Annotated in this window: 21 protein-coding genes and 1 pseudogene; 18 read left to right on the top strand and 4 right to left on the bottom strand. The window is 73.6% G+C overall.

The genetic code is table 11. The features are described 5' to 3' along the window. Positions 1-114: 114 nt before the first annotated feature. On the bottom strand, positions 115-1,344 hold the full coding sequence (locus tag ACZ6EJ_RS21125) for a DUF349 domain-containing protein (RefSeq protein ID WP_469269099.1): 1,230 nt from the start codon (positions 1,342-1,344) through the stop codon (positions 115-117). Positions 1,345-1,520: 176 nt separating this feature from the next. Continuing rightward, positions 1,521-2,309 carry a peptidylprolyl isomerase gene (locus ACZ6EJ_RS21120; protein ID WP_469269097.1) on the bottom strand — a complete coding sequence of 263 codons (789 nt, stop codon included), beginning with the start codon at positions 2,307-2,309 and terminating at the stop codon, positions 1,521-1,523. A 149-nt stretch (positions 2,310-2,458) separates the two neighbouring features. Here ACZ6EJ_RS21120 and ACZ6EJ_RS21115 point away from each other — a divergent pair, with 149 nt between their 5' ends. From ACZ6EJ_RS21115 to ACZ6EJ_RS21100, 4 genes are all read left to right on the top strand, one after another. Continuing rightward, positions 2,459-3,148, top strand: coding sequence for an MBL fold metallo-hydrolase (locus ACZ6EJ_RS21115; protein ID WP_469269095.1), 690 nt, complete (start codon positions 2,459-2,461; stop codon positions 3,146-3,148). Positions 3,149-3,161: 13 nt separating this feature from the next. Beyond that, a complete protein-coding gene (hisS, locus tag ACZ6EJ_RS21110) occupies positions 3,162-4,424 on the top strand; it encodes a histidine--tRNA ligase (protein WP_469269093.1) in 1,263 nt (420 codons plus the stop codon). A gap of 349 nt (positions 4,425-4,773) precedes the next feature. Beyond that, complete coding sequence (locus ACZ6EJ_RS21105) at positions 4,774-5,412, top strand: vitamin K epoxide reductase family protein (RefSeq protein ID WP_469269091.1); 639 nt, start codon at positions 4,774-4,776, stop codon at positions 5,410-5,412. 71 nt (positions 5,413-5,483) lie between these two features. Then, a complete protein-coding gene (locus ACZ6EJ_RS21100) occupies positions 5,484-6,863 on the top strand; it encodes a replication-associated recombination protein A (protein WP_469269089.1) in 1,380 nt (459 codons plus the stop codon). A 69-nt stretch (positions 6,864-6,932) separates the two neighbouring features. On the opposite strand, the gene ACZ6EJ_RS21095 is transcribed toward ACZ6EJ_RS21100, so the two are convergent. Continuing rightward, on the bottom strand, positions 6,933-7,628 hold the full coding sequence (locus tag ACZ6EJ_RS21095; protein ID WP_469269087.1) for a DUF2470 domain-containing protein: 696 nt from the start codon (positions 7,626-7,628) through the stop codon (positions 6,933-6,935). A gap of 188 nt (positions 7,629-7,816) precedes the next feature. Between ACZ6EJ_RS21095 and rpsD the strand changes: the two genes are divergently transcribed. Beyond that, complete coding sequence (gene rpsD, locus ACZ6EJ_RS21090) at positions 7,817-8,431, top strand: 30S ribosomal protein S4 (protein ID WP_018524225.1); 615 nt, start codon at positions 7,817-7,819, stop codon at positions 8,429-8,431. Positions 8,432-8,448: 17 nt separating this feature from the next. On the opposite strand, the pseudogene ACZ6EJ_RS21085 reads toward rpsD, so the two are convergent. Next, positions 8,449-10,646 (bottom strand): annotated as a pseudogene (locus ACZ6EJ_RS21085) (ATP-binding protein). A 261-nt stretch (positions 10,647-10,907) separates the two neighbouring features. Here ACZ6EJ_RS21085 and ACZ6EJ_RS21080 point away from each other — a divergent pair. The 13 genes from ACZ6EJ_RS21080 to nusB all read left to right on the top strand — a co-directional run bounded on the left by ACZ6EJ_RS21080 (position 10,908) and on the right by nusB (position 24,131). Beyond that, a complete protein-coding gene (locus ACZ6EJ_RS21080) occupies positions 10,908-11,369 on the top strand; it encodes a DUF948 domain-containing protein (RefSeq protein WP_469269085.1) in 462 nt (153 codons plus the stop codon). 7 nt (positions 11,370-11,376) lie between these two features. Further along, positions 11,377-11,724, top strand: a complete 348-nt coding sequence (locus ACZ6EJ_RS21075; protein ID WP_469269083.1) for a DUF6167 family protein — start codon at positions 11,377-11,379, stop codon at positions 11,722-11,724. Beyond that, complete coding sequence (gene alaS / locus ACZ6EJ_RS21070) at positions 11,724-14,393, top strand: alanine--tRNA ligase (RefSeq protein WP_469269081.1); 2,670 nt, start codon at positions 11,724-11,726, stop codon at positions 14,391-14,393. Before ACZ6EJ_RS21075 ends, alaS begins: the two co-directional genes overlap by 1 nt. 17 nt (positions 14,394-14,410) lie before the next feature. After that, positions 14,411-14,875, top strand: a complete 465-nt coding sequence (ruvX, locus tag ACZ6EJ_RS21065; protein ID WP_469269079.1) for a Holliday junction resolvase RuvX — start codon at positions 14,411-14,413, stop codon at positions 14,873-14,875. A gap of 96 nt (positions 14,876-14,971) precedes the next feature. Next, complete coding sequence (gene mltG / locus ACZ6EJ_RS21060) at positions 14,972-16,744, top strand: endolytic transglycosylase MltG (RefSeq protein ID WP_469269077.1); 1,773 nt, start codon at positions 14,972-14,974, stop codon at positions 16,742-16,744. Then, entirely contained in the window at positions 16,741-17,568 is an 828-nt protein-coding gene (locus tag ACZ6EJ_RS21055; protein ID WP_469269075.1) for a shikimate dehydrogenase, read from the top strand. Before mltG ends, ACZ6EJ_RS21055 begins: the two co-directional genes overlap by 4 nt. A 136-nt stretch (positions 17,569-17,704) precedes the next feature. Next, positions 17,705-18,889, top strand: a complete 1,185-nt coding sequence (aroC, locus tag ACZ6EJ_RS21050) for a chorismate synthase (RefSeq protein ID WP_469269074.1) — start codon at positions 17,705-17,707, stop codon at positions 18,887-18,889. Continuing rightward, positions 18,886-20,523 (top strand): 3-dehydroquinate synthase, encoded by a 1,638-nt coding sequence (gene aroB / locus ACZ6EJ_RS21045; protein WP_469269072.1) that lies wholly within the window; start codon positions 18,886-18,888, stop codon positions 20,521-20,523. The genes aroC and aroB overlap by 4 nt, the downstream gene beginning before the upstream one ends. Beyond that, a complete protein-coding gene (gene aroQ / locus ACZ6EJ_RS21040; protein WP_469269070.1) occupies positions 20,520-20,960 on the top strand; it encodes a type II 3-dehydroquinate dehydratase in 441 nt (146 codons plus the stop codon). Before aroB ends, aroQ begins: the two co-directional genes overlap by 4 nt. A gap of 110 nt (positions 20,961-21,070) precedes the next feature. Further along, positions 21,071-21,898: a Pro-rich N-terminal domain-containing protein gene (locus ACZ6EJ_RS21035; protein ID WP_469269068.1), complete on the top strand. Its 828-nt coding sequence runs from the start codon at positions 21,071-21,073 to the stop codon at positions 21,896-21,898. Positions 21,899-21,970: 72 nt separating this feature from the next. After that, positions 21,971-23,074 (top strand): M24 family metallopeptidase, encoded by a 1,104-nt coding sequence (locus tag ACZ6EJ_RS21030; RefSeq protein ID WP_469269066.1) that lies wholly within the window; start codon positions 21,971-21,973, stop codon positions 23,072-23,074. 50 nt (positions 23,075-23,124) lie between these two features. Beyond that, positions 23,125-23,691, top strand: a complete 567-nt coding sequence (efp, locus tag ACZ6EJ_RS21025; protein WP_093692847.1) for an elongation factor P — start codon at positions 23,125-23,127, stop codon at positions 23,689-23,691. Positions 23,692-23,693: 2 nt separating this feature from the next. Next, positions 23,694-24,131 (top strand): transcription antitermination factor NusB, encoded by a 438-nt coding sequence (nusB, locus tag ACZ6EJ_RS21020; RefSeq protein ID WP_469269065.1) that lies wholly within the window; start codon positions 23,694-23,696, stop codon positions 24,129-24,131. Positions 24,132-24,300: the final 169 nt, after the last annotated feature.

Raw genomic sequence — 24,300 nt, 5'->3', positions numbered from 1 at the left:
CACGGCCCCCTCTAAAAGCGCGCACGGAGACAACCCCCCGCAACCACAAAAGCCCCCCCCCCCCCCCCCCCCCCCCCCCCGGCCCCTCCTCCCGCCGGGCGGGGACCGCTTGGGTCAGCCGCCGAACTCCTGCAGGCCCTTCAGCGCCTGGTCCAGCAGCGCCTGGCGGCCCTCCAGCTCACGCGCGAGCTTGTCCGCGCGGGCGTTGTCGCCGGCAGCGCGCGCGCTGTCGATACGGCTCCGCAGCTTGTCCACGGCCGCCTGGAGCTGTCCGGTCAGACCCTCGGCGCGGGCCCGCGCCTCCGGGTTCGTCCGGCGCCACTCGGTCTCCTCGGCCTCCTGGAGCGCCCGCTCCACCGCCTGCATCCGGCCCTCGACCTTCGGGCGGGCGTCGCGCGGCACGTGGCCGATGGCCTCCCAGCGCTCGTTGATGCCCCGGAACGCGGCCCGCGCCGCCTTCAGGTCCCGCACCGGCACCAGCTTCTCGGCCTCGGCGGCGAGCTGCTCCTTCAACGCGAGGTTCTCGCCCTGCTCGGCGTCCCGCTCCGCGAAGACCTCGCCGCGGGCGGCGAAGAAGACGTCCTGGGCGCCGCGGAAACGGTTCCACAGCTCGTCCTCGGCCTCCCGCTGGGCGCGGCCGGCCGCCTTCCACTCGGTCATCAGGTCGCGGTACCGCGCGGCCGTGGCCGCCCAGTCCGTGGAACCCGACAGCGCCTCGGCCTCGGCGACCAGCTTCTCCTTGGCCTTGCGGGCCTCCTCGCGCTGGGCGTCCAGCGCCGCGAAGTGCGCCTTGCGCCGCTTGGAGAACGCCGACCGGGCGTGCGAGAAGCGGTGCCACAGCTCGTCGTCCGACTTGCGGTCCAGGCGGGGCAGGCCCTTCCAGGTGTCCACCAGCGCCCGCAGCCGCTCGCCGGCCGACCGCCACTGCTCGCTCCGCGCCAGCTCCTCCGCCTCGGCGACCAGCGCCTCCTTGGCGTGCTTGGCCTCGTCGGTCTGCTTGGCCTTGAGGAGCTTGCGCTCCTCGCGACGTGCCTCGACCGTCGCGACGAGCGCGTCCAGCCGCCGGCGCAGCGCGTCGAGATCGCCCACCGCGTGGTGCTCGTCCACCTGCTGCCGCAGGTGCTCGATCGCCGCCGTCGCGTCCTTGGCCGACAGGTCGGTGGTCTTCACCCGCCGTTCGAGGAGGCCGATCTCGACCGCCATGCCCTCGTACTTGCGCTCGAAATAGGCCAGAGCCTCCTCGGGGGAACCGGCCTGCCACGATCCGACGACCCTCTCGCCGTCGGCTGTACGCACGTACACGGTGCCCGTCTCGTCGACGCGGCCCCACGGGTCGCTGCTCACAGCGCCTCCTCCACCTGATGCCCGCGAGGGGTTCGCCCCCCGGCCATCGTCCACAGTTTCCTGGGGCGGGCACCGCCCGCCCTGCACAACGTCAATCTAGGCGACCGGCCGCCCGGCTGTCCGCACTCGGCGGCGGCGAGATTCTCCGCTCCCGGCCGGTCGCCGCCCCGCCGGCGTCAGTCCTTCTCGACCGACGCCTTCTCGACCGTCACGGCCTTCTTCGGCGGGCCGTCGCCCGCGCCGCCCTCGACGCCCGCCTCGCCGACCTTCTGGACGGCCTTCAGCGAGGCGTCGTCCATCGTGCCGAACGGCGTGTAGGTGGGCGGGAGCTTCGTCTCCTTGTAGACCAGGAAGAACTGGCTGCCGCCGGAGTTCGGCTGGCCGGTGTTGGCCATCGCCACCGTGCCCGGCGGGAAGGACACCGTCCCGTCGGCCCCCGCCTTGCCGAGCGCGTCCAGGTTCTCGTCCGGGATGTTGTAGCCCGGACCGCCCGTGCCGTCGCCCTTCGGGTCGCCGCACTGGAGCACGAAGATGCCCTGCGTGGTCAGCCGGTGGCACTTGGTGCCGTCGAAGTAGCCCTTGTCGGCGAGCGCCTTGAAGGAGTTCGCCGTACGCGGGGTCTTCGCCGCGTCCATGGTGAACGCGATGTCGCCCTGGCTCGTCTTCATCGCCATCGTGTACCGCGACTTGGCGTCGATCTTCATCGGGGGCTCGGGGGCCTTGCTCTCGGTCGCCGAGGGCTCCGGCGCGGGGCTCTGGCTCGCCGCCGCGTCCGACTTCTTCCCGTCGTCGTCCTTCCCCGCCGCCATGAACGCGCTCACGCCCACGATCGCGGCCACGACCACGGCCGCCGCCACGATCGCGGTGACGCGCTTGGTCCTGCGGCGGGCCTCCTCCCGGCGCTTCTGCTGGCGCTCGAACTTCTCCCGGGCGAGCTGCCGTCGCCGCTGTTCGCTGCTGGACACCGGTGGGGCTCCTTGTTACGTCGTGAGATCCGGCCTGAGTTGCCCGTACCGTATATGGGTTGCCTGTGCGATGAGGAGCGCCGGGTAGGCTCTGAGCCGCCGCATCCTTCGCTGCGGCCGCTCCCGCCGGACGAACATTAAGGACGATCGTGCTCATTGCCGGGTTCCCCGCCGGGGCCTGGGGGACCAACTGCTACCTGGTCGCCCCCGCCGCCGGTGAGGAGTGCGTGATCATCGACCCCGGCCACCAGGCCGCCCGGAGCGTCGAGGAGACGCTGAAGAAGCATCGGCTCAAGCCCGTCGCCGTCGTCCTCACCCACGGCCACATCGACCACGTCGCCTCGGTCGTCCCCGTCTGCGGCGCCCACGACGTCCCCGCGTGGATCCACCCCGAGGACCGCTACATGATGAGCGACCCGGAGAAGGCGCTCGGCCGCTCCATCGGGATGCCGCTCATGGGCGAGCTGACGGTGGGGGAGCCGGACGACGTCAAGGAGCTGGCCGACGGCTCGAAGCTGGCGCTGGCCGGCCTGGAGTTCGGCGTCTCGCACGCGCCGGGCCATACCAAGGGGTCGGTGACGTTCACGATGCCCGAGGCCGCGGACGTCCCGCAGGTCCTCTTCTCGGGCGATCTGCTCTTCGCCGGCTCCGTCGGACGCACCGACCTGCCCGGCGGCGACCACGCCGAGCTGCTCAAGTCGCTGGCCCGCGTGTGCCTGCCGCTCGACGACTCGACCGTGGTGCTGTCCGGCCACGGCCCCCAGACGACCATCGGCCGCGAGCGCGCCTCCAACCCGTTCCTGAACGGTCTGGACGCGCCGCCGCGCCGAGGAATGTAGACGAGAGACCTCTGTGAGCACCTTCCAGGCCCCCAAGGGCACGTACGACCTGATCCCGCCGGACTCCGCGCGCTACCTCGCGGTGCGCGACGCCATCTCCGCGCCCCTGAAGAACTCCGGCTACGGCTACGTCGAGACGCCCGGCTTCGAGGACGTCGAACTCTTCGCCCGCGGAGTCGGCGAGTCCACCGACATCGTGACCAAGGAGATGTACACCCTCACCACCAAGGGCGGCGCGGAGCTGGCGCTGCGCCCCGAGGGCACCGCCTCCGTGCTGCGCGCGGCCCTGGAGGCCAACCTCCACAAGGCCGGCAACCTCCCCGTCAAGCTCTGGTACTCCGGCTCGTACTACCGCTACGAGCGCCCGCAGAAGGGCCGCTACCGCCACTTCTCGCAGGTCGGCGCCGAGGCCATCGGCACCGAGGACCCCGTCCTGGACGCCGAGCTGATCATCCTCGCCGACCAGGCGTACCGCTCGCTGGGCCTGCGACGGTTCCGCATCCTGCTGAACTCGCTCGGCGACCGGGAGTGCCGCCCGGTCTACCGCGAGGCGCTCCAGGGCTTCCTGCGCGACCTCGACCTCGACGAGGAGACCCGCCGCCGCATCGAGATCAACCCGCTGCGCGTCCTGGACGACAAGCGGGCCGACGTGCGGAAGCAGCTCACCGACGCCCCCAAGCTCCGCGACCACCTCTGCGACGCCTGCACGGAGTACCACGAGGAGGTCCGCGCCCTGCTGACGGCGGCGGGCGTCGCCTTCGAGGACGACGAGCGGCTGGTGCGCGGGCTCGACTACTACACCCGCACCACCTTCGAGTTCGTCCACGACGGTCTCGGCTCGCAGTCCGCGGTGGGCGGCGGCGGCCGCTACGACGGCCTCTCCGAGATGATCGGCGGGCCCGCGCTGCCCTCCGTCGGCTGGGCGCTGGGCGTGGACCGCACGGTGCTCGCGCTGCAGGCCGAGGGCGTCGAGCTGGACCTGCCCGCCACCACCACCGTGTACGCGGTCCCCCTCGGCGAGGAGGCCCGCCGGGCCCTGTTCGGCGTCGTCACCGAGCTGCGCCGTGCGGGCGTCGCCGCCGACTTCGCGTTCGGCGGCCGGGGCCTGAAGGGCGCGATGAAGAGCGCCAACCGTTCCGGCGCGCGCTTCACCCTGGTCGCGGGCGAACGGGATCTCGCCGAGGGCGCCGTCCAACTCAAGGACATGGAGTCCGGCGAGCAGTCGGCGGTGCCGCTCGCCGACGTCGTGGCGGAGCTGACGAAGCGGCTCGGCTGAGGGGACTCGCGGCGGGGCGCGGGCGGAGGCGGGAGCTTCCCCCGCGCCCCGCGCGTTGGTCAACTCCAAGGACGCCGGTTCATCCGGCCGGGCGGACCCGGTCCGCGCCCGCTGACGCGATCCGCCGCGGCCGGAGGGGCGCGCGGGCCCGTGGCCCGTTCGCCCCGCGCCCGCCCCGAGGGGCGCTCGCGCAGGCCGGGTACGCGCGCGGCGCGCGGCGTCCCGGTCCCGAGCGCCCCGCGAGCCCGCCCGCCGGACGCACGCCCTTACGCGCATCGAACAGCCGACCGGTGCGGGGGTGCGGCACAATGACCGTGCCCGGCTGACCACTCAGTGATGGAACGGCGATATGACGACTGCGGCGGTAGACCACGACCCCTCCTGCGAGCAGGACGAGGACGGCCGAAAGCGCGCCTTCGGGGCCGGCCGCGGACTGGCCCTGCTCCTGGTGATCACCGGCGCGGCCGGGCTCCTGGCCTCCTGGGTCATCACGATCGACAAGTTCAAGCTGCTGGAGGACCCCTCCTTCACCCCCGGATGCAGCCTCAACCCCGTCGTCGCGTGCGGCAACATCATGAAGAGCGAGCAGGCGTCGGCGTTCGGGTTCCCCAACCCGATGCTCGGCCTGGTCGCCTACGGCATGGTCGTCGCCATCGGTGCGGGCCTGCTCGCCGGAGCCCGCTACCGGGGCTGGTTCTGGCTCGGCCTCAACGCCGGGACCCTGTTCGGCGTCGGCTTCTGCACCTGGCTCCAGTACCAGTCGCTGTACGACATCAACTCGCTCTGCCTGTGGTGCTGCCTGGCCTGGGTCGCCACCATCGTCATGTTCTGCTACGTCACCACGCACAACGTCAGGCGCCGCATCCTCCCGGCCCCGGCATGGCTGCGCGGCGCGCTGACCGAGTTCGCCTGGGTGCTCCCGGTGCTGTGGATCGGGGTCATCGGCATGTTGATCCTGACCCGCTGGTGGGACTTCTGGACGAGCTGACGCCCCACCCGCCGCCCGCCGCCGGGGGCGGCCCCGAGGCGCTGTCAGCGAGGTGGCATAGGCTTCACGACGTGGAGCCCGACCTCTTTACCGCAGCCGCCGAGGACCGCCAGGAGAAGGACCCGTCCAGCAGCCCCCTGGCCGTCCGGATGCGTCCGCGCGTCCTCGACGAGGTCGTCGGCCAGCAGCACCTGCTGAAGCCGGGCTCACCGCTGCGCCGGCTCGTCGGCGAGGGGGGCGGAGGTCCGGCCGGTGCGTCCTCGGTCATCCTGTGGGGCCCGCCCGGCACCGGCAAGACGACTCTCGCGTACGTGGTCAGCAAGGCGACCAACAAGCGCTTCGTCGAGCTCTCCGCGATCACCGCGGGCGTCAAGGAGGTCCGGGCCGTCATCGAGAGCGCGCGCCGCGCCACCGGCGGCTTCGGCAAGGAGACCGTCCTCTTCCTGGACGAGATCCACCGCTTCTCCAAGGCCCAGCAGGACTCCCTGCTGCCCGCCGTGGAGAACCGCTGGGTCACCCTGATCGCCGCCACCACGGAGAATCCGTACTTCTCGATCATCTCCCCGCTGCTCTCGCGCTCCCTGCTGCTGACCCTGGAGCCGCTGACCGACGAGGACCTCAGCGCGCTGCTGCGCCGGGCGCTGGCCGACGAGCGGGGGCTGGGCGGGGCGCTCGCCCTCCCCGAGGACGCCGAGGCGCACCTGCTGCGGATCGCGGGCGGCGACGCGCGCCGGGCGCTGACCGCGCTGGAGGCGGCGGCGGGCGCGGCCCTCGACACGCACGAGGCGCGGATCACCCTGGAGACGGTCGAGGCGACCGTCGACCGCGCCGCCGTGAAGTACGACCGCGACGGCGACCAGCACTACGACGTGGCCAGCGCGCTGATCAAGTCCATCCGCGGCTCCGACGTGGACGCCGCGCTGCACTACCTGGCCCGCATGATCGAGGCGGGGGAGGACCCCCGGTTCATTGCCCGGCGGCTGATGATCTCCGCGAGCGAGGACATCGGTCTGGCCGACCCCACCGCCCTGCCCACCGCGGTGGCGGCGGCCCAGGCCGTCGCCCTGATCGGTTTCCCCGAGGCGGCGCTCACCCTCAGCCACGCCACCATCGCGCTGGCGCTCGCCCCCAAGTCCAACGCGGCGACGCTCGCGATCTCCGCCGCCCGGGAGGACGTGCGCCGGGGGCTCGCCGGCCCCGTCCCCGCGCATCTGCGCGACGGCCACTACAAGGGCGCGGCCGCGCTGGGCCACGCCCAGGGGTACGTCTATCCGCACGACGTCCAGGGCGGCATCGCGGCCCAGCAGTACGCCCCCGACGCGGTCCGCGACCGGCGTTACTACACCCCCACCCGCTACGGCGCGGAGGCGCGGTACGCGGACGTGGTCGAGCGGGTGCGCGAGCGGCTGGGGCGCTCCGGCGACGGGGAGCCGGCCGAAGGCGGGCCCTGACGGTCGGCGGGAGCACACGGGTCCGCGCGCGGGCGGCCGCCACCGGTCCCCGCCGCAGCGGGCCGCGCGTCAGCGCGAGGCCGCCTCGAAGAGCGTGCGCACGGCCCGGCGCAGCTCGGTGACGTCGCGCACCGGCTCGGGGAAGTCGAAACGGGCGTCGAAGCACGCCCCCCGGCCCTCGACGAACCGCACCCGCAGCCCGAAGCGGTCCAGCGCGAGCGGGACGGCCGACGGGGGGCCGCCGGCGCGGGCGGTGCGCTCGCCGAGCAGGCCGCACAGGGTGCGCATCCGCTCGCCGTGGACGGCGTGCAGGTGCTGGAGCAGCTCCGCCTCGTGGGGGGCCAGCGGGTCGGCGGCCGCGTCCCGGAAGTCCTCCGGCTCGACCTCCTCGGCGCCCCACAGGTCGTCCACGTACGCCTCGCCGAACTCCAGGCGCAGCACCATGCGGCCCGGACCGGCGAGTCCGGGCACGGAGGTGAGCCAGCCCGAGATCCGGGCGCGGCCGCGGACGCGGTGCGGGACGGAGACCGGGGCCACGTCCGCGATCTCCAGCGCCGCGGCCAGCTCGTCGCCCAGCGCGTGCGTCGCGGCCCGCACGGCGGGGGAGCCGGCGGGGAAGGTGAGGAACACGTCGCCCTCGGGTCCCACGGTCCTGACCTGCGGAATCAGCGGCTCCGCGGAGGCCGGGCCGAGCCCCGGCACGAGGAGCACCGCGGAGCAGGTACTCTGTACGAGAGTTCGTGTGCGCTCGGCTGCTGACGGCATCCGAGTGTTTTCAAGCCCGCTGGGACGCGGCTGACCACGATCAGATCGGCCTTCCGTCGTAGCAGCACCTTCAGGTGTGCTGCCGCTGTCTGTGCTGTCCGTGACGTGAGTGGTGTTCCCAGGGCGAGACATGCGATCTCCTTGAGTAAGGTGAGCCTAACCTAATCTACAACGGAGGTCTGGAGAACGTGCCTAACCAGTCGCGTCCCAAGGTCAAGAAGTCGCGTGCCCTCGGCATCGCTCTGACGCCCAAGGCTGTCAAGTACTTCGAGGCTCGTCCCTACCCGCCGGGCGAGCACGGCCGCGGTCGCAAGCAGAACTCGGACTACAAGGTCCGTCTGCTGGAGAAGCAGCGCCTGCGCGCGCAGTACGACATCAGCGAGCGCCAGATGGCGCGCGCCTACGACCGTGCCAAGAAGGCCGAAGGCAAGACGGGCGAGGCGCTGGTCGTCGAGCTCGAGCGCCGCCTCGACGCCCTGGTCCTGCGTTCGGGCATCGCCCGCACCATCTACCAGGCCCGTCAGATGGTCGTCCACGGCCACATCGAGGTCAACGGCGGCAAGGTCGACAAGCCGTCCTTCCGCGTGCGCCCCGACGACGTCGTCCAGGTCCGCGAGCGCAGCCGCTCCAAGGTCCCCTTCCAGGTGGCCCGCGAGGGTGGCTACGACACCGACGGCGAGACCCCGCGCTACCTCCAGGTGAACCTGAAGGCCCTGGCCTTCCGCCTGGACCGGGACCCGAACCGCAAGGAGATCCCGGTGATCTGCGACGAGCAGCTCGTCGTCGAGTACTACGCCCGCTGATCCAGGCGTAGCCGCTCTCACCAGCGCTCCGGCCCGCCCCTCCCCGTCATGCGGGAGGCGGCGGGCCTTCGCGTCCCTCCGGCCCGGCCCCTCCGCGCGCGCCGGGCGGGCGGGGCCCGGCGGCGCCCCCGGCCAGGACCCGGTCGACCGCCGCCTCCGGCCCCAGTAGCCGGCCCGCCCGCAGCCCCTCCTCGTACGCCGCCTCGCCCAGCTCCCGGCGCGCCCGACGCGCGCACTCGGCCCGCGGCCGCCCGTGGAGGAGCGCACCGGCCGCCCCCCGAGCGGGCGCGGGCCGCGCGCGCTCGGCCGCGCCCAACAGGACCGCGGCCTCTCCGGCGCCGCCCTCCGCCACCGCCGCCAGGGCCAGCAGCTCCAGCGCGAGCGCGGTGCCCACCGGGTCCTGGAAGGCGCGGCCGACCGCCAGCGCCTCCGCGAGCATCCGCCGCGCCGGTCCCGGCGTGCCCCGCCGCAGAGCCGCGTACGCCAGGACGCTCAGCGCGTACGCCTGCGTCCACCGCTCCCCGTGGTCCTCGCAGATCTCCCGGACCTCGCCGCAGATCGCCGCCGCCGCGTCCCCGTCGCCGCGGGAGGCCGCCGCCATGCCCAACTCGACCTGCGCCATGAGCACATGGCTGTTCAACTCGCCCAGATCGCGGTACCGGCCGAGCGCCTCGCGCAGCAGCTCCTCGGCGCGGGGCAGGTCGTCCGTCGCGAGCGCCAGCGAGCCCGTGCGGTGCACCGCGTACGCCAGCGCGGCGGCGTCGCCCGAGCGCTCGGCCTCCTCCCGGCACTCCTGGAGCGCCGAGAGAGCGCCGACCGCGTCGCCCTGGAGCACCGCCACCTGCCCGAGCACCCACAGCGCCTTGAGCCGCGCGTCCCCGCGCGGGGACGGCTCCTCCAGCACCTGTTCCAGCCAGCGCCGCCCCTCGGCCGCCCGCCCGCACCCGGCCCAGGCGAACCACAGGGCGGCCGCCAGATACTGCGCCAGATGCACCTCGTCGGGACTCTCCAGCGAACACTCCACCGCCCGGCGGAGGTTGGGCAGCTCTCCGGCGACGCGCGCCGCCACCTCCGCCTGGCGCGGGCCGAACCAGTCCAGCTCGCACCAGGTCGCGAACCCCACGTACCAGTCCCGGTGCCTGCGCCGCAGCCGCTCGGCGTCCCCCGCGGCCGCCAGCCACTCCGCGCCGTACGCGCGGACCGTGTCCAGCAGGCGGTAGCGGGCCCCGCTCGCGCCGTCCGCACGCTCCACCACCGACTGGGCGAGCAGCGCGTCCAGCACGTCCAGCACCGAGTCGGCCGGCAGGTCCGCCCCGCCGCAGACGTACTCGGCGGCCTCCAGCTCGAACGGCCCCGCGAACACCGACAGCCGCGCCCACAGCAGGCGCTGCTCGGGCGTGCACAGCTCGTGGCTCCAGCCGATCGCCGTGCGCAGCGTCCGGTGGCGGGGCGGCGCGCCGCGACGGCCGCCGGTCAGCAGCCGGAACCGGTCGTCCAGACGCAGGAGCACCTGGTCCACCGAGAGCGCCCGCAGCCGCCCCGCCGCCAGTTCGAGCGCGAGGGGCACACCGTCGAGCCGGTGGCACAGCTCCAGCACGGCCGCCCGCTCGGCGGCCGCCGGCTCCCAGTCGGGCCGTACGGCGCGCGCCCGCTCGCCGAACAGCTCCACCGCATCCCGGTCGCACATCGGCGCGAGCGGGAACGTCCGCTCGCCGTCCACCCGGAGCGGGCAGCGCCCGGCCGCGAGCACCTGGAGCAGCGGCGCCCGGCGCAGCAGTTCGCGCACGAGGCCGGCGCAGGCGTCGACGAGGTGCTCGAAGCCGTCCACCACCAGCAGCGTCCGGCGGCCGGACAGGCGCTCCACGAGGGCGGCGCGCGGCGGGCCGCCGCCGCGGCCGGCCGGACCCAGGGCGTCGATCACGGCGTGCTCCAGCAGGTCGGGGTCGTGCACGCCGGACAGCTCCACCAGCCGGACCTCACCGCAGTACCGTTTCTCCCAGAGCGCGGCGGCCCGCGTCGCGCAGCGGGTCTTGCCCACGCCCGCCGCCCCGACGACGGTGACGAGTCTGGCCTCCGCCAGCAGTCCGCCCAGGGCGGCCAGTTCGTCCCCGCGTCCGACGAACCGGTTCAGTTCGGCCGGGAGGCCGCCGGCGGGGCCCGCGCGGCGGGCGTCCGGGCCGTCGGGATTCGGGCGGGGGTGCCGCAGGCGTCGCATGAAACACGCAGAGTACTGGCTTGAAAGCGCTCCGTACAATCCCGCCCTCGCGGCGCCCGCCCCGCCCGCCGGGGATCGGCGTCGGCCCCCGCCCCGCCCGCCGGGAATGCGGTAGGGGAGGAGATGCGCGGCGCGATAGGCTCGTGGGACGACGATCCGGCGCCCAGGCGCAGACCTCGGGCGCGGACGTCGAGACGGAGGACGAGCCCCGACAGGGGCCGAGCGACGAGCAGAGAGCGGTGCACAGTGTCCGGTGGAGAGGTGGCCGGGATTCTCGTGGCCGTCTTCTGGGCGATCCTGGTCTCGTTCCTCGCCGTGGTGCTGGTGAGGCTGGCCCAGACGCTCAGGGCGGCCACCAAGCTGGTGGCGGACGTGACCGAGCAGGCCGTTCCGCTGCTCGCGGACGCCTCGGCGACGGTGCGGTCCGCACAGACCCAGCTCGACAAGGTCGACGCCATCGCGAGCGACGTCCAGGAGGTCACCTCCAACGCCTCCGCGCTCTCCACCACCGTCGCCTCCACCTTCGGCGGCCCGCTCGTCAAGGTCGCCGCGTTCGGCTACGGCGTACGGCAGGCCCTCGGTCGCCGCACCGCTCCCGAGGCGGAACCGGAGCCGGCGCGCGGCCGCTCCTCCGCCCGGCGTACGGTGATCGTCGGCCGGACCGTGCCGACCGCCCGCGGCCGCAGGCGCGACCGCCGAAGCTCCCGCGGACAGAAGGACTGATCGAGCGATGTTCCGCCGCACGTTCTGGTTCACCGCCGGCGCAGCCGCCGGCGTCTGGGCCACCGCCAAGGTCAACCGCAAGCTCAAGCGGCTGACCCCCGAAAGCCTCGCGGCGCAGGCCGCGGACAAGGCGATCGAGACCGGTCACCGGCTCAAGGACTTCGCCCTCGACGTCCGCGAGGGCATGGTCCGGCGCGAAGCCGAACTGGGCGGCGCCCTCGGCCTCGCCGCGCCGGTCGACCCCGACCTCCCCGTACAGCGGCACTTCGCCGTCGAGGCGGCCGAGCCGCCCGCGGACGCGAAGCCGAACCGCAAGCTCCCCCGCAACCCGAACAACCGGAATGAGGACCACTAATGGAGTCGGCTGAAATCCGCCGCCGCTGGCTGAGCTTCTTCGAGGAGCGCGGCCACACCGTCGTGCCTTCGGCGTCGCTCATCGCGGACGACCCGACTCTGCTGCTGGTCCCCGCGGGCATGGTCCCCTTCAAGCCGTACTTCCTCGGCGAGGTCAAGCCGCCCGCCCCGCGCGTCACCAGCGTGCAGAAGTGCGTGCGCACGCCGGACATCGAAGAGGTCGGCAAGACCACCCGCCACGGCACGTTCTTCCAGATGTGCGGCAACTTCTCCTTCGGCGACTACTTCAAGGAAGGCGCCATCGCCTACGCCTGGGAGCTGCTGACCAGCCCCGTCGAGGCCGGCGGCTACGGCCTGGAGCCGGAGAAGCTCTGGATCACGGTCTACCTGGACGACGACGAGGCCGAGCGGATCTGGCGCGAGAAGATCGGCGTGCCGGCCGAGCGCATCCAGCGCCTGGGCAAGAAGGACAACTTCTGGTCCATGGGCGTCCCCGGACCCTGCGGCCCCTGCTCCGAGATCAACTACGACCGGGGCCCCGAGTTCGGCGTCGAGGGCGGCCCGGCCGTCAACGACGAGCGCTACGTGGAGATCTGGAACCTGGTCTTCATGCAGTACGAGCGCGGCCCCGGCGACGGCAAGGAGGACTTCCCGATCCTCGGGGACCTGCCGTCGAAGAACATCGACACCGGACTCGGCCTCGAACGCCTCGCCATGATCCTCCAGGGCGTGCGGAACATGTACGAGACCGACACCCTGCGCGTCGTCATGGACAAGGCCACCGAGCTGACCGGCGTTCGCTACGGCGCCGAGCAGTCCACCGACGTCTCGCTCCGCGTGGTCGCCGACCACATCCGCACGTCGGTCATGCTCATCGGCGACGGCGTCACCCCCGGCAACGAGGGCCGCGGCTACGTGCTGCGCCGCATCATGCGCCGCGCCATCCGCAACATGCGCCTGATGGGCGCCACCGGCTCGGTCGTCAAGGACCTGGCCGGCGTCGTGATCGACACGATGGGGCTGCAGTACCCGGAGCTGATCACCGACCGCGGGCGCATCGAGACCGTCGCCCTCGCCGAGGAAGCCGCCTTCCTCAAGGCCCTCAAGGGCGGCACCAACATCCTGGAGACCGCGGTCACCGAGACCAAGGCCGCCGGCGGCAGGGTCCTCGCCGGCGACAAGGCGTTCCTGCTCCACGACACCTGGGGCTTCCCGATCGACCTGACCCTGGAGATGGCCGCCGAGCAGGGGCTGGCCGTGGACGAGGACGGCTTCCGCCGCCTCATGCAGGAGCAGCGCGACAAGGCCAAGGCCGACGCCCGCGCCAAGAAGACCGGCCACGCCGACCTGTCCGCCTACCGCGAGGTCGCCGACACCTCCGGCGCCACCGAGTTCACCGGCTACACCAGCACCGCCGGCGAGTCCACCATCGTCGGCCTGCTGGTCGACGGCGTGCCCTCGCCCGCCGCCACCGAGGGCGACGAGGTCGAGGTCGTCCTCGACCGCACCCCCTTCTACGCCGAGGGCGGCGGCCAGCTCGCCGACACCGGCCGCATCCGGCTCGACACCGGGGCCGTGATCGAGGTCCGCGACGTCCAGAAGCCGGTCCCCGGCGTCCACGTCCACAAGGGCGTCGTCCAGGTCGGGGAGGTCACGGTCGGGGCCCCCGTCCTCGCCTCCATCGACACCACCCGCCGCCGCGCCATCGCCCGCGCCCACAGCGCCACCCACCTCACCCACCAGGCGCTGCGCGACGCCCTCGGTCCCACGGCCGCCCAGGCCGGCTCGGAGAACTCGCCCGGCCGCTTCCGCTTCGACTTCGGTTCGCCCGCCGCCGTCCCCGGCACGGTCCTCACCGACGTCGAGCAGCGGATCAACGAGGTCCTCTCGCGCGACCTCGACGTCCAGGCCGAGGTCATGTCCCTCGACGACGCCAAGAAGCAGGGCGCCATCGCGGAGTTCGGCGAGAAGTACGGCGAGCGGGTCCGGGTCGTCACCATCGGGGACTTCTCCAAGGAGCTGTGCGGCGGCACCCACGTCCACAACACCGCCCAGCTCGGCCTGGTGAAGCTGCTCGGCGAGTCCTCCATCGGCTCCGGCGTGCGCCGTATCGAGGCCCTGGTCGGCGTGGACGCCTACCGCTTCCTCGCCAGGGAGCACACCGTCGTCGCCCAGCTCCAGGAGCTGGTCAAGGGCCGCTCCGAGGAGCTGCCCGAGAAGATCGCCAACGTGCTCGGCAAGCTCAAGGACGCCGAGAAGGAGATCGAGAGGTTCCGGGCCGAGAAGGTCCTGGCCGCCGCCGCCGGACTCGTCGAGTCCGCTCGGGACGTCCGGGGCGTGGCCCTGGTCACCGGCCAGGTCCCGGACGGCACCTCCGCCGACGACCTGCGCAAGCTGGTCCTGGACGTCCGCGGGCGCATCCAGGGCGGCCGCCCGGCCGTCGTGGCCCTGTTCACCACGGTGAGCGGCCGCCCGCTCACCGTCATCGCCACCAACGAGGCCGCCCGCGAGCGCGGTCTCAAGGCCGGCGACCTCGTCCGCACCGCCGCCAAGACCCTCGGCGGGGGCGGCGGCGGCAAGCCCGACGTCGCCCAGGGCGGCGGCACCGACCCGGCCGCCATCGGCGAGGCCGTCGCCGCCGTCGAACGCCTCGTCACCGAGACGGCGTGACGGGGGAGACGGCGCGGATGCGCCGCGGACGACGGCTCGCCGTCGACGTCGGGGACGCCCGCATCGGGGTCGCCTCGTGCGACCCCGACGGGATCCTGGCCACGCCGGTGGAGACCGTGCCGGGACGCGACGTCCCGGCCGCCCACCGGCGGCTGGCCGCGATCGTCGAGGAGTACGAGCCGATCGAGGTCGTCGTGGGCCTGCCCCGCTCGCTCAGCGGCGGGGAGGGCCCGGCGGCCGTCAAGGTCCGGGAGTTCGCCCAGGTGCTCGCCCGCTCGGTCGCGCCCGTCCCGGTGCGGCTGGTGGACGAGAGGATGACCACGGTGACGGCCGGTCACGGACTGCGCGCCTCGGGCGTGAAGACCAAGAAGGGCCGATCCGTCATCGACCAGGCGGCCGCCGTGGTGATCCTCCAGAACGCCCTGGAGTCCGAACGGGCGTCAGGCAATCCCCCCGGCGAGGGCGTCGAAGCGGTTGTCTGATCGCGATACGGTAACGTTCCGCGCGATGTGGCGGTGGCTCGAACACAGACCGCACAGCGAAGAGGCGGAACAGCGTCTCGCGGCTCTAGGGGATCGATGACTGAGTATGGCCGGGGCCCCGGCTCCGAACCGTGGCATCCCGAGGACCCCTTGTACGGGGACCAGGGATGGGAGGGCCGGCAGGCCGCCCACGGCCAGGGCCAGTACGGCGACCAGCAGCAGCCCCACCCGCGGGACCCGTACGCCCAGCAGCACCACGAGTACCAGCAGTACGCCGACCAGCAGTACCCGCAGCAGGCGTACGACCAGCACCAGCAGTACGCGCAGGAGCAGCACGAGCCGTACCCCCAGCAGTACCAGCAGTACGGCGCGCCCCAGCAGGACCCGGACCCGTACGGCGGGCAGCCCCCCGCCCAGCCGCCGCACGACGGCGGCTGGGACACCGGCGGGCAGCCCGCCGTGCCGTACGGGACCGACCCCCAGGACCCGTACGCGCAGCAGCCCCCCGGCTACGGCGAGACGCCCGACTACTACGGCACGCCGGACGCCTACCCCCCGCCGCGGCCTCCGGGCCGCCGCGAGGCCGCGCCCGAGCCCTCCGGGCAGCCGCCGGCGGACTGGGACCCGGACCGGCCGCAGGAGGAGACGCACCCCTTCTTCACCGGCGCGGACGAGCCCGCCGGCCGCGAGCCGCGCGACGACGACGACCACCCGGACGACGACGCCTCCCGCACCGCGCGCCGCGACCGCGGCGGCGACCGCCGGGGCAAGGGCAAGAGCAAGAAGAAGAACCGCAGCGGCTGCGCCTGCCTGGTGGTCTCGGTCGTCCTGGTCGGCGGCCTCGGAGGCGTCTCGTACGTCGGCTACACCTTCTGGAAGAACCAGTTCGGGGCACCGGCCGACTACGCGGGCATGGGCACCGGCCCCCAGGTCGAGGTGGAGATCCCCGAGGGCGCGCTCGGCTACGACATCGCGAACACCCTGCGCAAGAAGGGCGTCGTCAAGTCCGTCGACGCGTTCGTGGCGGCGCAGAACGCCAACCCCAAGGGCAAGTCGATCCAGGCGGGCGTCTACCTCCTGAACAAGGAGATGTCGGCGGCCAACGCGGTCAGCACGATGCTCGACCCCAAGAGCCAGAACATCCTCGTGTTCGCCGAGGGCACCCGCAGCACCGCGGTCTACGCCAAGCTCGACGAGCGGATCGGCCTGGAGAAGGGCACCACGGCGAAGGTGGCCAAGGCCAAGGCGGGCTCGCTCGGTCTGCCCGCCTGGGCGAACGGGGGCCCGGACACGAAGGACCCGCTGGAGGGCTTCCTCTACCCGGCGGCCTATCCGGTCGCCAAGGGCTCCAAGCCCGAGGACGCGCTGAAGCGGATGGTGGCGCGGGCGAACAAGGAGTACAAGAAGGCCGACCTGGCGGGGAGCGCGCGCAAGCTCGGGCTCAAGAGCCCCTGGGAGCTGATCACCGTCGCGAGCCTCGTGCAGGTCGAGGGCAAGTACAAGCACGACTTCGACAAGGTCGCGCGGGTCGTCTACAACCGCCTCAAGCCGGGCAACATGGAGACGGTCGGCCGCCTGGAGTTCGACTCGACGGTGAACTACATCAAGGGGCAGTCCACCCTGGACATCGGCTCCGTCGACTACCTCCGCCGGATCGAGGACCCGTACAACACGTACAAGATCGCCGGCCTGCCGCCCGGCCCGATCAGCAATCCGGGCGAGGACGCGCTGCACTCCGCGATGAACCCCGAGCCCGGCCCCTGGTACTACTTCGTCTCGATCAACGAGGACAAGACGGTCTTCGCCGAGACCAACGAGGAGCACGAGAGGAACCGGCGGGAGTACCAAGAGGGGAAGGCGGGCCAGTGAGCGCGCCCCGCCGGGCCGCCGTCCTCGGCTCGCCCATCGCCCACTCGCTCTCCCCGGTCCTGCACCGCGCCGCGTACGCCGAACTCGGCCTGGACGACTGGTCCTACGACCGGTTCGAGGTCGACGAGGCGGCGCTGCCCGGCTTCCTCGCCGGGCTGGACGGCTCCTGGGCGGGACTGTCCCTGACCATGCCGCTCAAGCGGGCGGTCATCCCGCTGCTGGACGGGATCAGCGCGACGGCCGCCTCGGTCGAGGCGGTCAACACCGTCGTGCTCGCCGAGGACGGCGGACGGGTCGGCGACAACACGGACATCCCCGGCATGATCGCCGCCCTGCGCGAGCGGGGGGTCGACCGGGTCGACTCCGCCGCCGTCCTCGGCGCCGGGGCCACCGCCTCCTCCGCGCTCGCCGCGCTCGCCGCGGTCTGCGCCGGACCCGTCACCGCCTACGTGCGCGGCCCCGAACGGGCGGCGCAGATGCGCGCCTGGGGCGAGCGGCTCGGCGTCGACGTCCGGACCGCCGCCTGGGCCGACGCGGCCCGGGCGCTGGGCGAGCCGCTGGTGATCGCCACCACCCCGGCCGGGAGCACCGACTTCGCGGCCGGAGCCGTGCCGCACGCGCCGGGCGTCCTCTTCGACGTGCTGTACGAGCCCTGGCCCACCGCGCTCGCCGCCGCGTGGTCGGCGCGCGGCGGCGCCGTCGTCGGGGGCCTCGACCTCCTCGTGCACCAGGCGCTGCTGCAGGTCGAGCGGATGACCGGCCTGGCCCCGGCCCCGCTGACCGCCATGCGGCGGGCCGGGGAAGCCGCGCTCGCCGCCCGCTGAGCGCCGGCGCCGGGCGTCCGTCTGCTGGACCGGCGGCCGGACGACGCCCCGGATCGTGGGAGGATCGACGGCGGCGGGCCAGGGCCGCGCACCCGGTGGCGCCGTTGGATTTCAGGCGCGAGCATGAGGAGCACCGTTGAGCAGGTTGCGCTGGCTGACCGCAGGGGAGTCGCACGGCCCCGCACTGGTGGCGACGCTGGAGGGACTTCCCGCCGGCGTCCCGGTCACCACGGAGATGGTGGCGGACGCGCTGGCCCGGCGACGGCTCGGCTACGGCCGCGGCGCGCGGATGAAGTTCGAGCGCGACGAGGTGACGTTCCTCGGCGGCGTACGCCACGGCCTCACCATGGGCTCCCCGGTCGCCGTCATGGTCGGCAACACCGAGTGGCCCAAGTGGGAGCAGGTCATGTCGGCCGACCCGGTCGACCCCGCCGAGCTGGCCCAGCTCGCCCGCAACGCCCCGCTGACCCGGCCCCGCCCCGGCCACGCCGACCTCGCGGGGATGCAGAAGTACGGCTTCGACGAGGCCCGGCCCGTCCTGGAGCGCGCCAGCGCCCGCGAGACCGCCGCCCGCGTCGCCCTCGGGGCCGTCGCCCGCTCCTACCTCAAGGAGACCGCGGGCATCGAGATCGTCAGCCACGTCGTCGAGCTGGCCGCCGCCAAGGCGCCGTACGGCCTCGTCCCCACCCCCGCCGACGTGGCCGAGCTGGACGCCGACCCGGTGCGCTGCCTCGACGCCGACGCGTCCAAGGCGATGGTGGCCGAGATCGACCAGGCCCACAAGGACGGCGACACCCTCGGGGGGGTCGTCGAGGTGCTGGCGTACGGCGTGCCCGTCGGCCTCGGCTCCCACGTGCACTGGGACCGCCGGCTGGACGCCCGGCTCGCCGCGGCGCTCATGGGCATCCAGGCGATCAAGGGCGTCGAGGTCGGCGACGGCTTCGACCTCGCCCGCGTCCCCGGCTCGAAGGCGCACGACGAGATCGTCGCCACCGACGACGGCATCCGGCGCACCTCCGGCCGCGCCGGCGGCACCGAGGGCGGTCTGACCACCGGCGAGCTGCTGCGCGTGCGCGCCGCGATGAAGCCCATCGCGACCGTGCCGCGGGCGCTGGCCACCGTGGACGTCACCACCGGCGAGGCCACCAAGGCCCACCACCAGCGCTCCGACGTCTGCGCCGTCCCGGCCGCGGGCATCGTCGCGGAGGCGATGGTCGCCCTGGTCCTGGCGGACGCGGTCGCGGAGAAGTTCGGCGGCGACAGCGTTCCCGAGACCCGCCGCAACGTGCAGTCCTACCTCGACCACCTCCAGATCCGATGAGCGGCCCCCTGGTCGTCCTCGTCGGCCCGATGGGCGTCGGCAAGTCCACCGTCGGCGAACTGCTCGCCGCCCGGCTCGGCGCCGCCCACCGGGACACCGACGCGGACGTCGTGGCCGCGGCGGGCAAGCCGATCGCGGAGATCTTCTACGACGAGGGCGAGGAGCACTTCCGCGCCCTGGAGCGCCGGGCCGTCGAGACGGCCGTCGCCGAGCACACGGGCGTCCTCTCCCTCGGCGGCGGGGCCGTCCTGGACGGGACGACCAGGAAGCTGCTGGCGGGCCGCCCGGTCGTCTACCTCTCCATGGACGTCGACGAGGCCGTCCGGCGCGTCGGGCTGAACACCGCCCGCCCGCTGCTCGCCGTCAACCCGCGCCGGCAGTGGCGCGAGCTGATGGACGCCCGCCGCCCGCTGTACGAAGAGGTCGCCCGTGCGGTCGTCCCCACCGACGACCGCACCCCCCAAGAGGTCGCCGAGGCGATCATCGACGCACTGGAACTGCCGGAGGGCCCCGCGGCCCCCGGCGTGGAGAACACCGGCATGACACAGCAGGGCCCCACCCGCATCCAGGTCCGCGGCTCCGCGGGCTCCGACCCGTACGAGGTGCTCGTCGGCCGAGCGCTCCTCGGCGAGCTGCCCCAGCTGATCGGCGACCGCGCCCGGCGGGTCGCCGTGCTCCACCCCGAGGCGCTCGCCGAGACCGGCGAGGCGGTCCGGCAGGACCTCGCCGAGCAGGGGTACGAGGCCATCGCCATCCAGGTGCCCAACGCCGAGGAGGCCAAGACCGTCGAGGTCGCCGCCTACTGCTGGAAGGCGCTCGGCCAGACCGGCTTCACCCGCACCGACGTCATCGTCGGCGTCGGCGGCGGGTCCACCACGGACGTCGCCGGATTCGTCGCGGCCAGTTGGCTGCGCGGCGTGCGCTGGATCGCCGTGCCCACCACCGTGCTCGGCATGGTCGACGCGGCGGTCGGCGGCAAGACCGGCATCAACACCGCCGAGGGCAAGAACCTCGTCGGCGCCTTCCACCCCCCCGCCGGGGTCCTCTGCGACCTCGCCGCCCTCGACTCGCTGCCGGTCAACGACTACGTCTCCGGACTGGCCGAGGTCATCAAGGCCGGGTTCATCGCCGACCCGGCCATCCTCGACCTGATCGAGGCCGACCCCGAGGGCGCCCGCACGCCGGCCGGGGCGCACACCGCCGAGCTGATCGAGCGGTCCATCCGGGTCAAGGCCGAGGTCGTCTCCAGCGACCTCAAGGAGTCCGGGCTCCGCGAGATCCTCAACTACGGCCACACCCTGGGCCACGCCATCGAGAAGAACGAGCGCTACACGTGGCGCCACGGCGCGGCGGTCTCCATCGGCATGGTCTTCGCCGCCGAGCTCGGCCGCCTGGCCGGACGCCTCGACGACGCCACCGCCGACCGCCACCGCAGCGTCCTGGCCTCCGTGGGCCTGCCGCTCGCCTACCGCGGCGACCAGTGGCCCAAGCTGCTGGAGAACATGAAGGTCGACAAGAAGTCGCGCGGCGACCTGCTGCGCTTCATCGTCCTGGACGGCATCGGCAAGCCCACCGTCCTGGAGGGCCCCGACCCGGCCGTGCTGCTCGCCGCCTACGGGGAGGTCTCCGCGTGACGCGCGGGGTCCTCGTCCTGAACGGCCCCAACCTCGGCCGCCTGGGCTCCCGCGAGCCCGACGTCTACGGGGCCACCTCCTACGCCGGACTCGTCGAGGCGTGCACGGCCCTCGGCGCGGAGCTGGGCTTCGACGTCGAGGTGCGGGAGACCAACGACGAGGGCGAGCTGATCCGCTGGCTCCACGAGGCGGCGGACGGCTCGATCCCGGTCGTCCTCAACCCCGGAGCGTTCACGCACTACTCCTACGGGATGCGGGACGCGGCCGCCCAGCGCACCGCCCCGCTGATCGAGGTGCACATCTCCAACCCGTACGCCCGCGAGGAGTTCCGGCACACCTCCGTCGTCGCCGCGGTGGCCACCGGCACGGTGGCCGGGTTCGGCATCGGCTCCTACCGGCTCGCCCTGCGGGCGCTGGCCGACGAGCTGACGGACTGACACCCGGCGGGGCCGCGGCCCTCCCGGCCCGTTCTCCCCGAGACGGTCCGGGAGGGTACGGTGGCCGTTCCACCAGCGCCAGTTGCAGTGACGAGACGGAGTGGCACCGGATGCAGCACGCAGTGGGGGCCCCGCTGCCGCCGCCCCACGGCCCCCAGCACGGGCCCGTCGGACGGCCGTACCAGGTCCAGCACCCCGGCCCTTCCGGGCCGCCGGGTCCGCCCCCGACAGCCCCGCCCCCGCCCCCCGGCCAGGCGCCGCGGCCCGACTGGAGCGGTCCCGGCCCCTCCCAGGCCGTACGGGAGACCACCGGGCACGTCCAGTTGCCTCCGGGCGGCCCCGTGCCGCTGCCCGCGCCCCCCGCCGAGCCCGGCACCGGCTCCGCGACGCTCGCCGTGCTCCTGATCGGCCCGGCGGGCGCGGGCAAGACCACCGTCGCCAGGCTCTGGGCGGCCCGCCGCCGGACGCCCACCGCCCACGTCTCCCTCGACGACGTCCGCGAGTGGGTCTGCTCCGGCTTCGCCGACCCGCAGGCCGGGTGGAACGACCATTCCGAGGCCCAGTACCGCCTGGCCCGCCGGACCTGCGGCTTCGCCGCCCGCAACTTCCTCGCCAACGGCATCTCCTGCATCCTCGACGACGCGGTCTTCCCCGACCGCCCGGTCGTCGGCCTCGGCGGCTGGAAACGCCACGTGGGCCCCGGACTGCTGCCCGTGGTGCTCCTGCCCGGCCTGGAGGTCGTCCTGGAGCGCAACGCCGCCCGCAGCGGCAACCGCCGGCTCCCCGACGAGGAAGTGGCCCGCATCCACGGCCGGATGGCCGGCTGGTACGGCTCCGGCCTGCCGATCATCGACAACTCCGCGTACGACGTCGAGACCACCGCACGCGTCCTGGACGACGTGCTCGCCCGCTCCATCGCCTCCCCGCCCGCCTGGTAGCCGGGCCGGGCCCGGCCCCCGGTCGGATGCGCTGACCGGGCGGCGCCCCGCCCCCGCTCGTAGGCTCGGACCATGTCAGAGGTGCACGCCGTCCGACGCGGGCTGCTCCGCGACCGGTGCGCCGCCGCGGGTTCCGCGGCCGCCCTGGTCTCCCGCCCCGCCAACGTCCGCTATCTCGCGGGCGGAGCACCGCCGGGCGCCGTGCTGCTGCTCGGCCCCGGCGAGGACGCCCTGCTCTGCCCCCGCGCCCCGGCCGGGGAATCGGGCCGCGGGCGGCCCGACGAGGCACTGCGGATCGTCCTCCTGCCCCCGGAGGGGGACCCGGTGGTCGCCGCGGCCGACCTCGCCGCCGCCGCGGGGGCCGACGCGCTCGCCGTCGAGGAGCACGACCTCACCGTGGCGCGGCACCGCGCCATGGCCGGGGCCGCCCCGCGACTGCGCCTGGCCGATCTGGGCCACACCGTGGAGCAGCAGCGGATCGTCAAGGACGAGGCGGAGATCGGCTGCCTCCGGATCGCCGCCGAGATCACCGACCAGGCCCTGGGGGAGCTCCTGGAGTCGATCCTCGTCGGCCGCACGGAGCGGCACCTCGCGCTGGAGCTGGAGCGCCGCCTGGTCGACCACGGGGCGGACGGCCCCGCCTTCCCCACCTCCGTGGCCACCGGCCCGCACTCCGGCCAGAGCGGTCACCGGCCCTCGGACCGCAGGGTGGAGGAGGGGGATTTCCTCTCCGTGCGCCTGGGCGCCGCCTACCACGGCTACCGGTGCGAGATCGGCCGGACCTTCGTCGTCGGCACCGCTCCCGCCTCGTGGCAGATCGACCTCTACGAGCTCGTTTTCGCCGCTCAGCGGGGTGGCAGGGAGGCACTTGCCCCCGGAGCCGCCTACCGGGACGTGGACCACGCGGCCCGCCACCGGCTGGTCTCGGCCGGGTACGGCGAGGGCCTCCCGGCCCGGACCGGGCACGGTGTCGGGCTGGAAATCGGGGAGGACCCGCAACTGGCACCGGCGGCCATGGGTAAACTGGACGCTTGTGTGCCGGTCACCGTCGGACCGGGGGTCCACCTCCCGGGCCGGGGCGGTGTCCGGATCGATGACACGCTCGTCGTGCGCCCCGAGGCGGACGGCGGACCCGAGCTACTCACCATGACGACCAAGGAGCTGCTCGCGCTCTAGCGCGCGTCCGCGGTCGTTCCACCAGCTTCAGTCCAGGAGATTCCGCAACCGTGGCTTCCACGAACGACCTCAAGAACGGCCTGGTGCTCAAGCTCGACGGAGGCCAGCTCTGGTCCGTCGTCGAGTTCCAGCACGTCAAGCCCGGCAAGGGCCCCGCCTTCGTGCGCACCAAGCTCAAGAACGTGCTCTCCGGCAAGGTCGTCGACAAGACGTTCAACGCCGGTGTGAAGGTCGACACGGCCACCATCGACCGCCGCGACATGCAGTTCTCGTACATGGACGGCGAGTACTTCGTCTTCATGGACATGGACACGTACGACCAGCTCATGGTCGACCGCAAGGCCGTCGGCAACGCCGCCAACTTCCTGATCGAGGGCTTCACCGCCTCCGTCGCCCAGCACGAGGGCGAGGTGCTCTACGTCGAGCTGCCGGCCGCCGTCGAGCTGACGATCCAGCACACCGACCCCGGCGTGCAGGGCGACCGCTCCACCGGCGGCACCAAGCCCGCCACCCTGGAGACCGGTTACGAGATCGGCGTGCCGCTCTTCATCACCACCGGCGAGAAGATCAAGGTCGACACCCGCACGGGCGACTACCTCGGCCGGGTGAACAGCTAACCGTGGCTGCCCGCAACAAGGCCCGCAAGCGCGCCTTCCAGATCCTCTTCGAGGCCGACCAGCGCGGCGAGTCCGTGCAGCGCGTCCTCGCGGACTGGGTCCGGCACTCGCGGACCGACGACCGCCAGCCGCCGGTCGGCGAATTCACGATGGAACTGGTCGAGGGGTACGCGCGGTACGCGGACCGGATCGACGACCTCATCGTCACCTACGCCGTGGACTGGGAGATCGACCGTATGCCGGTCGTCGACCGGAGCATCCTGCGGCTCGGCGCGTACGAGCTGATCTGGATGGACGAGACCCCGGACGCCGTGGTGATCGACGAGGCCGTCCAGCTCGCCAAGGAGTTCTCCACCGACGACTCCCCGTCCTTCGTGAACGGCCTGCTGGCCCGGTTCAAGGACCTGAAGCCGAACCTCCGCCGGGAGCAGGAGCAGTAACCCTCGGCGCGGCGGTTCGGACGCACACGCCACGAAGGGCCCGCGGTCGCATGACCGCGGGCCCTTCGGCGTACGCGCACCCCGCCCGCGGGCGGGCGCTCGGGCGGCTGCCCGCACCGGGCGGACGGGCAGAAGCGGCCGGGCCGGCGGGGACCCGAAGGCCCCGCCG

This window comes from Streptomyces sp. NPDC041970 (genome assembly GCF_055588985.1).
Note: the sequence above shows the minus strand (reverse complement) of the source record. Positions and strands in the feature narration are given on the sequence as shown.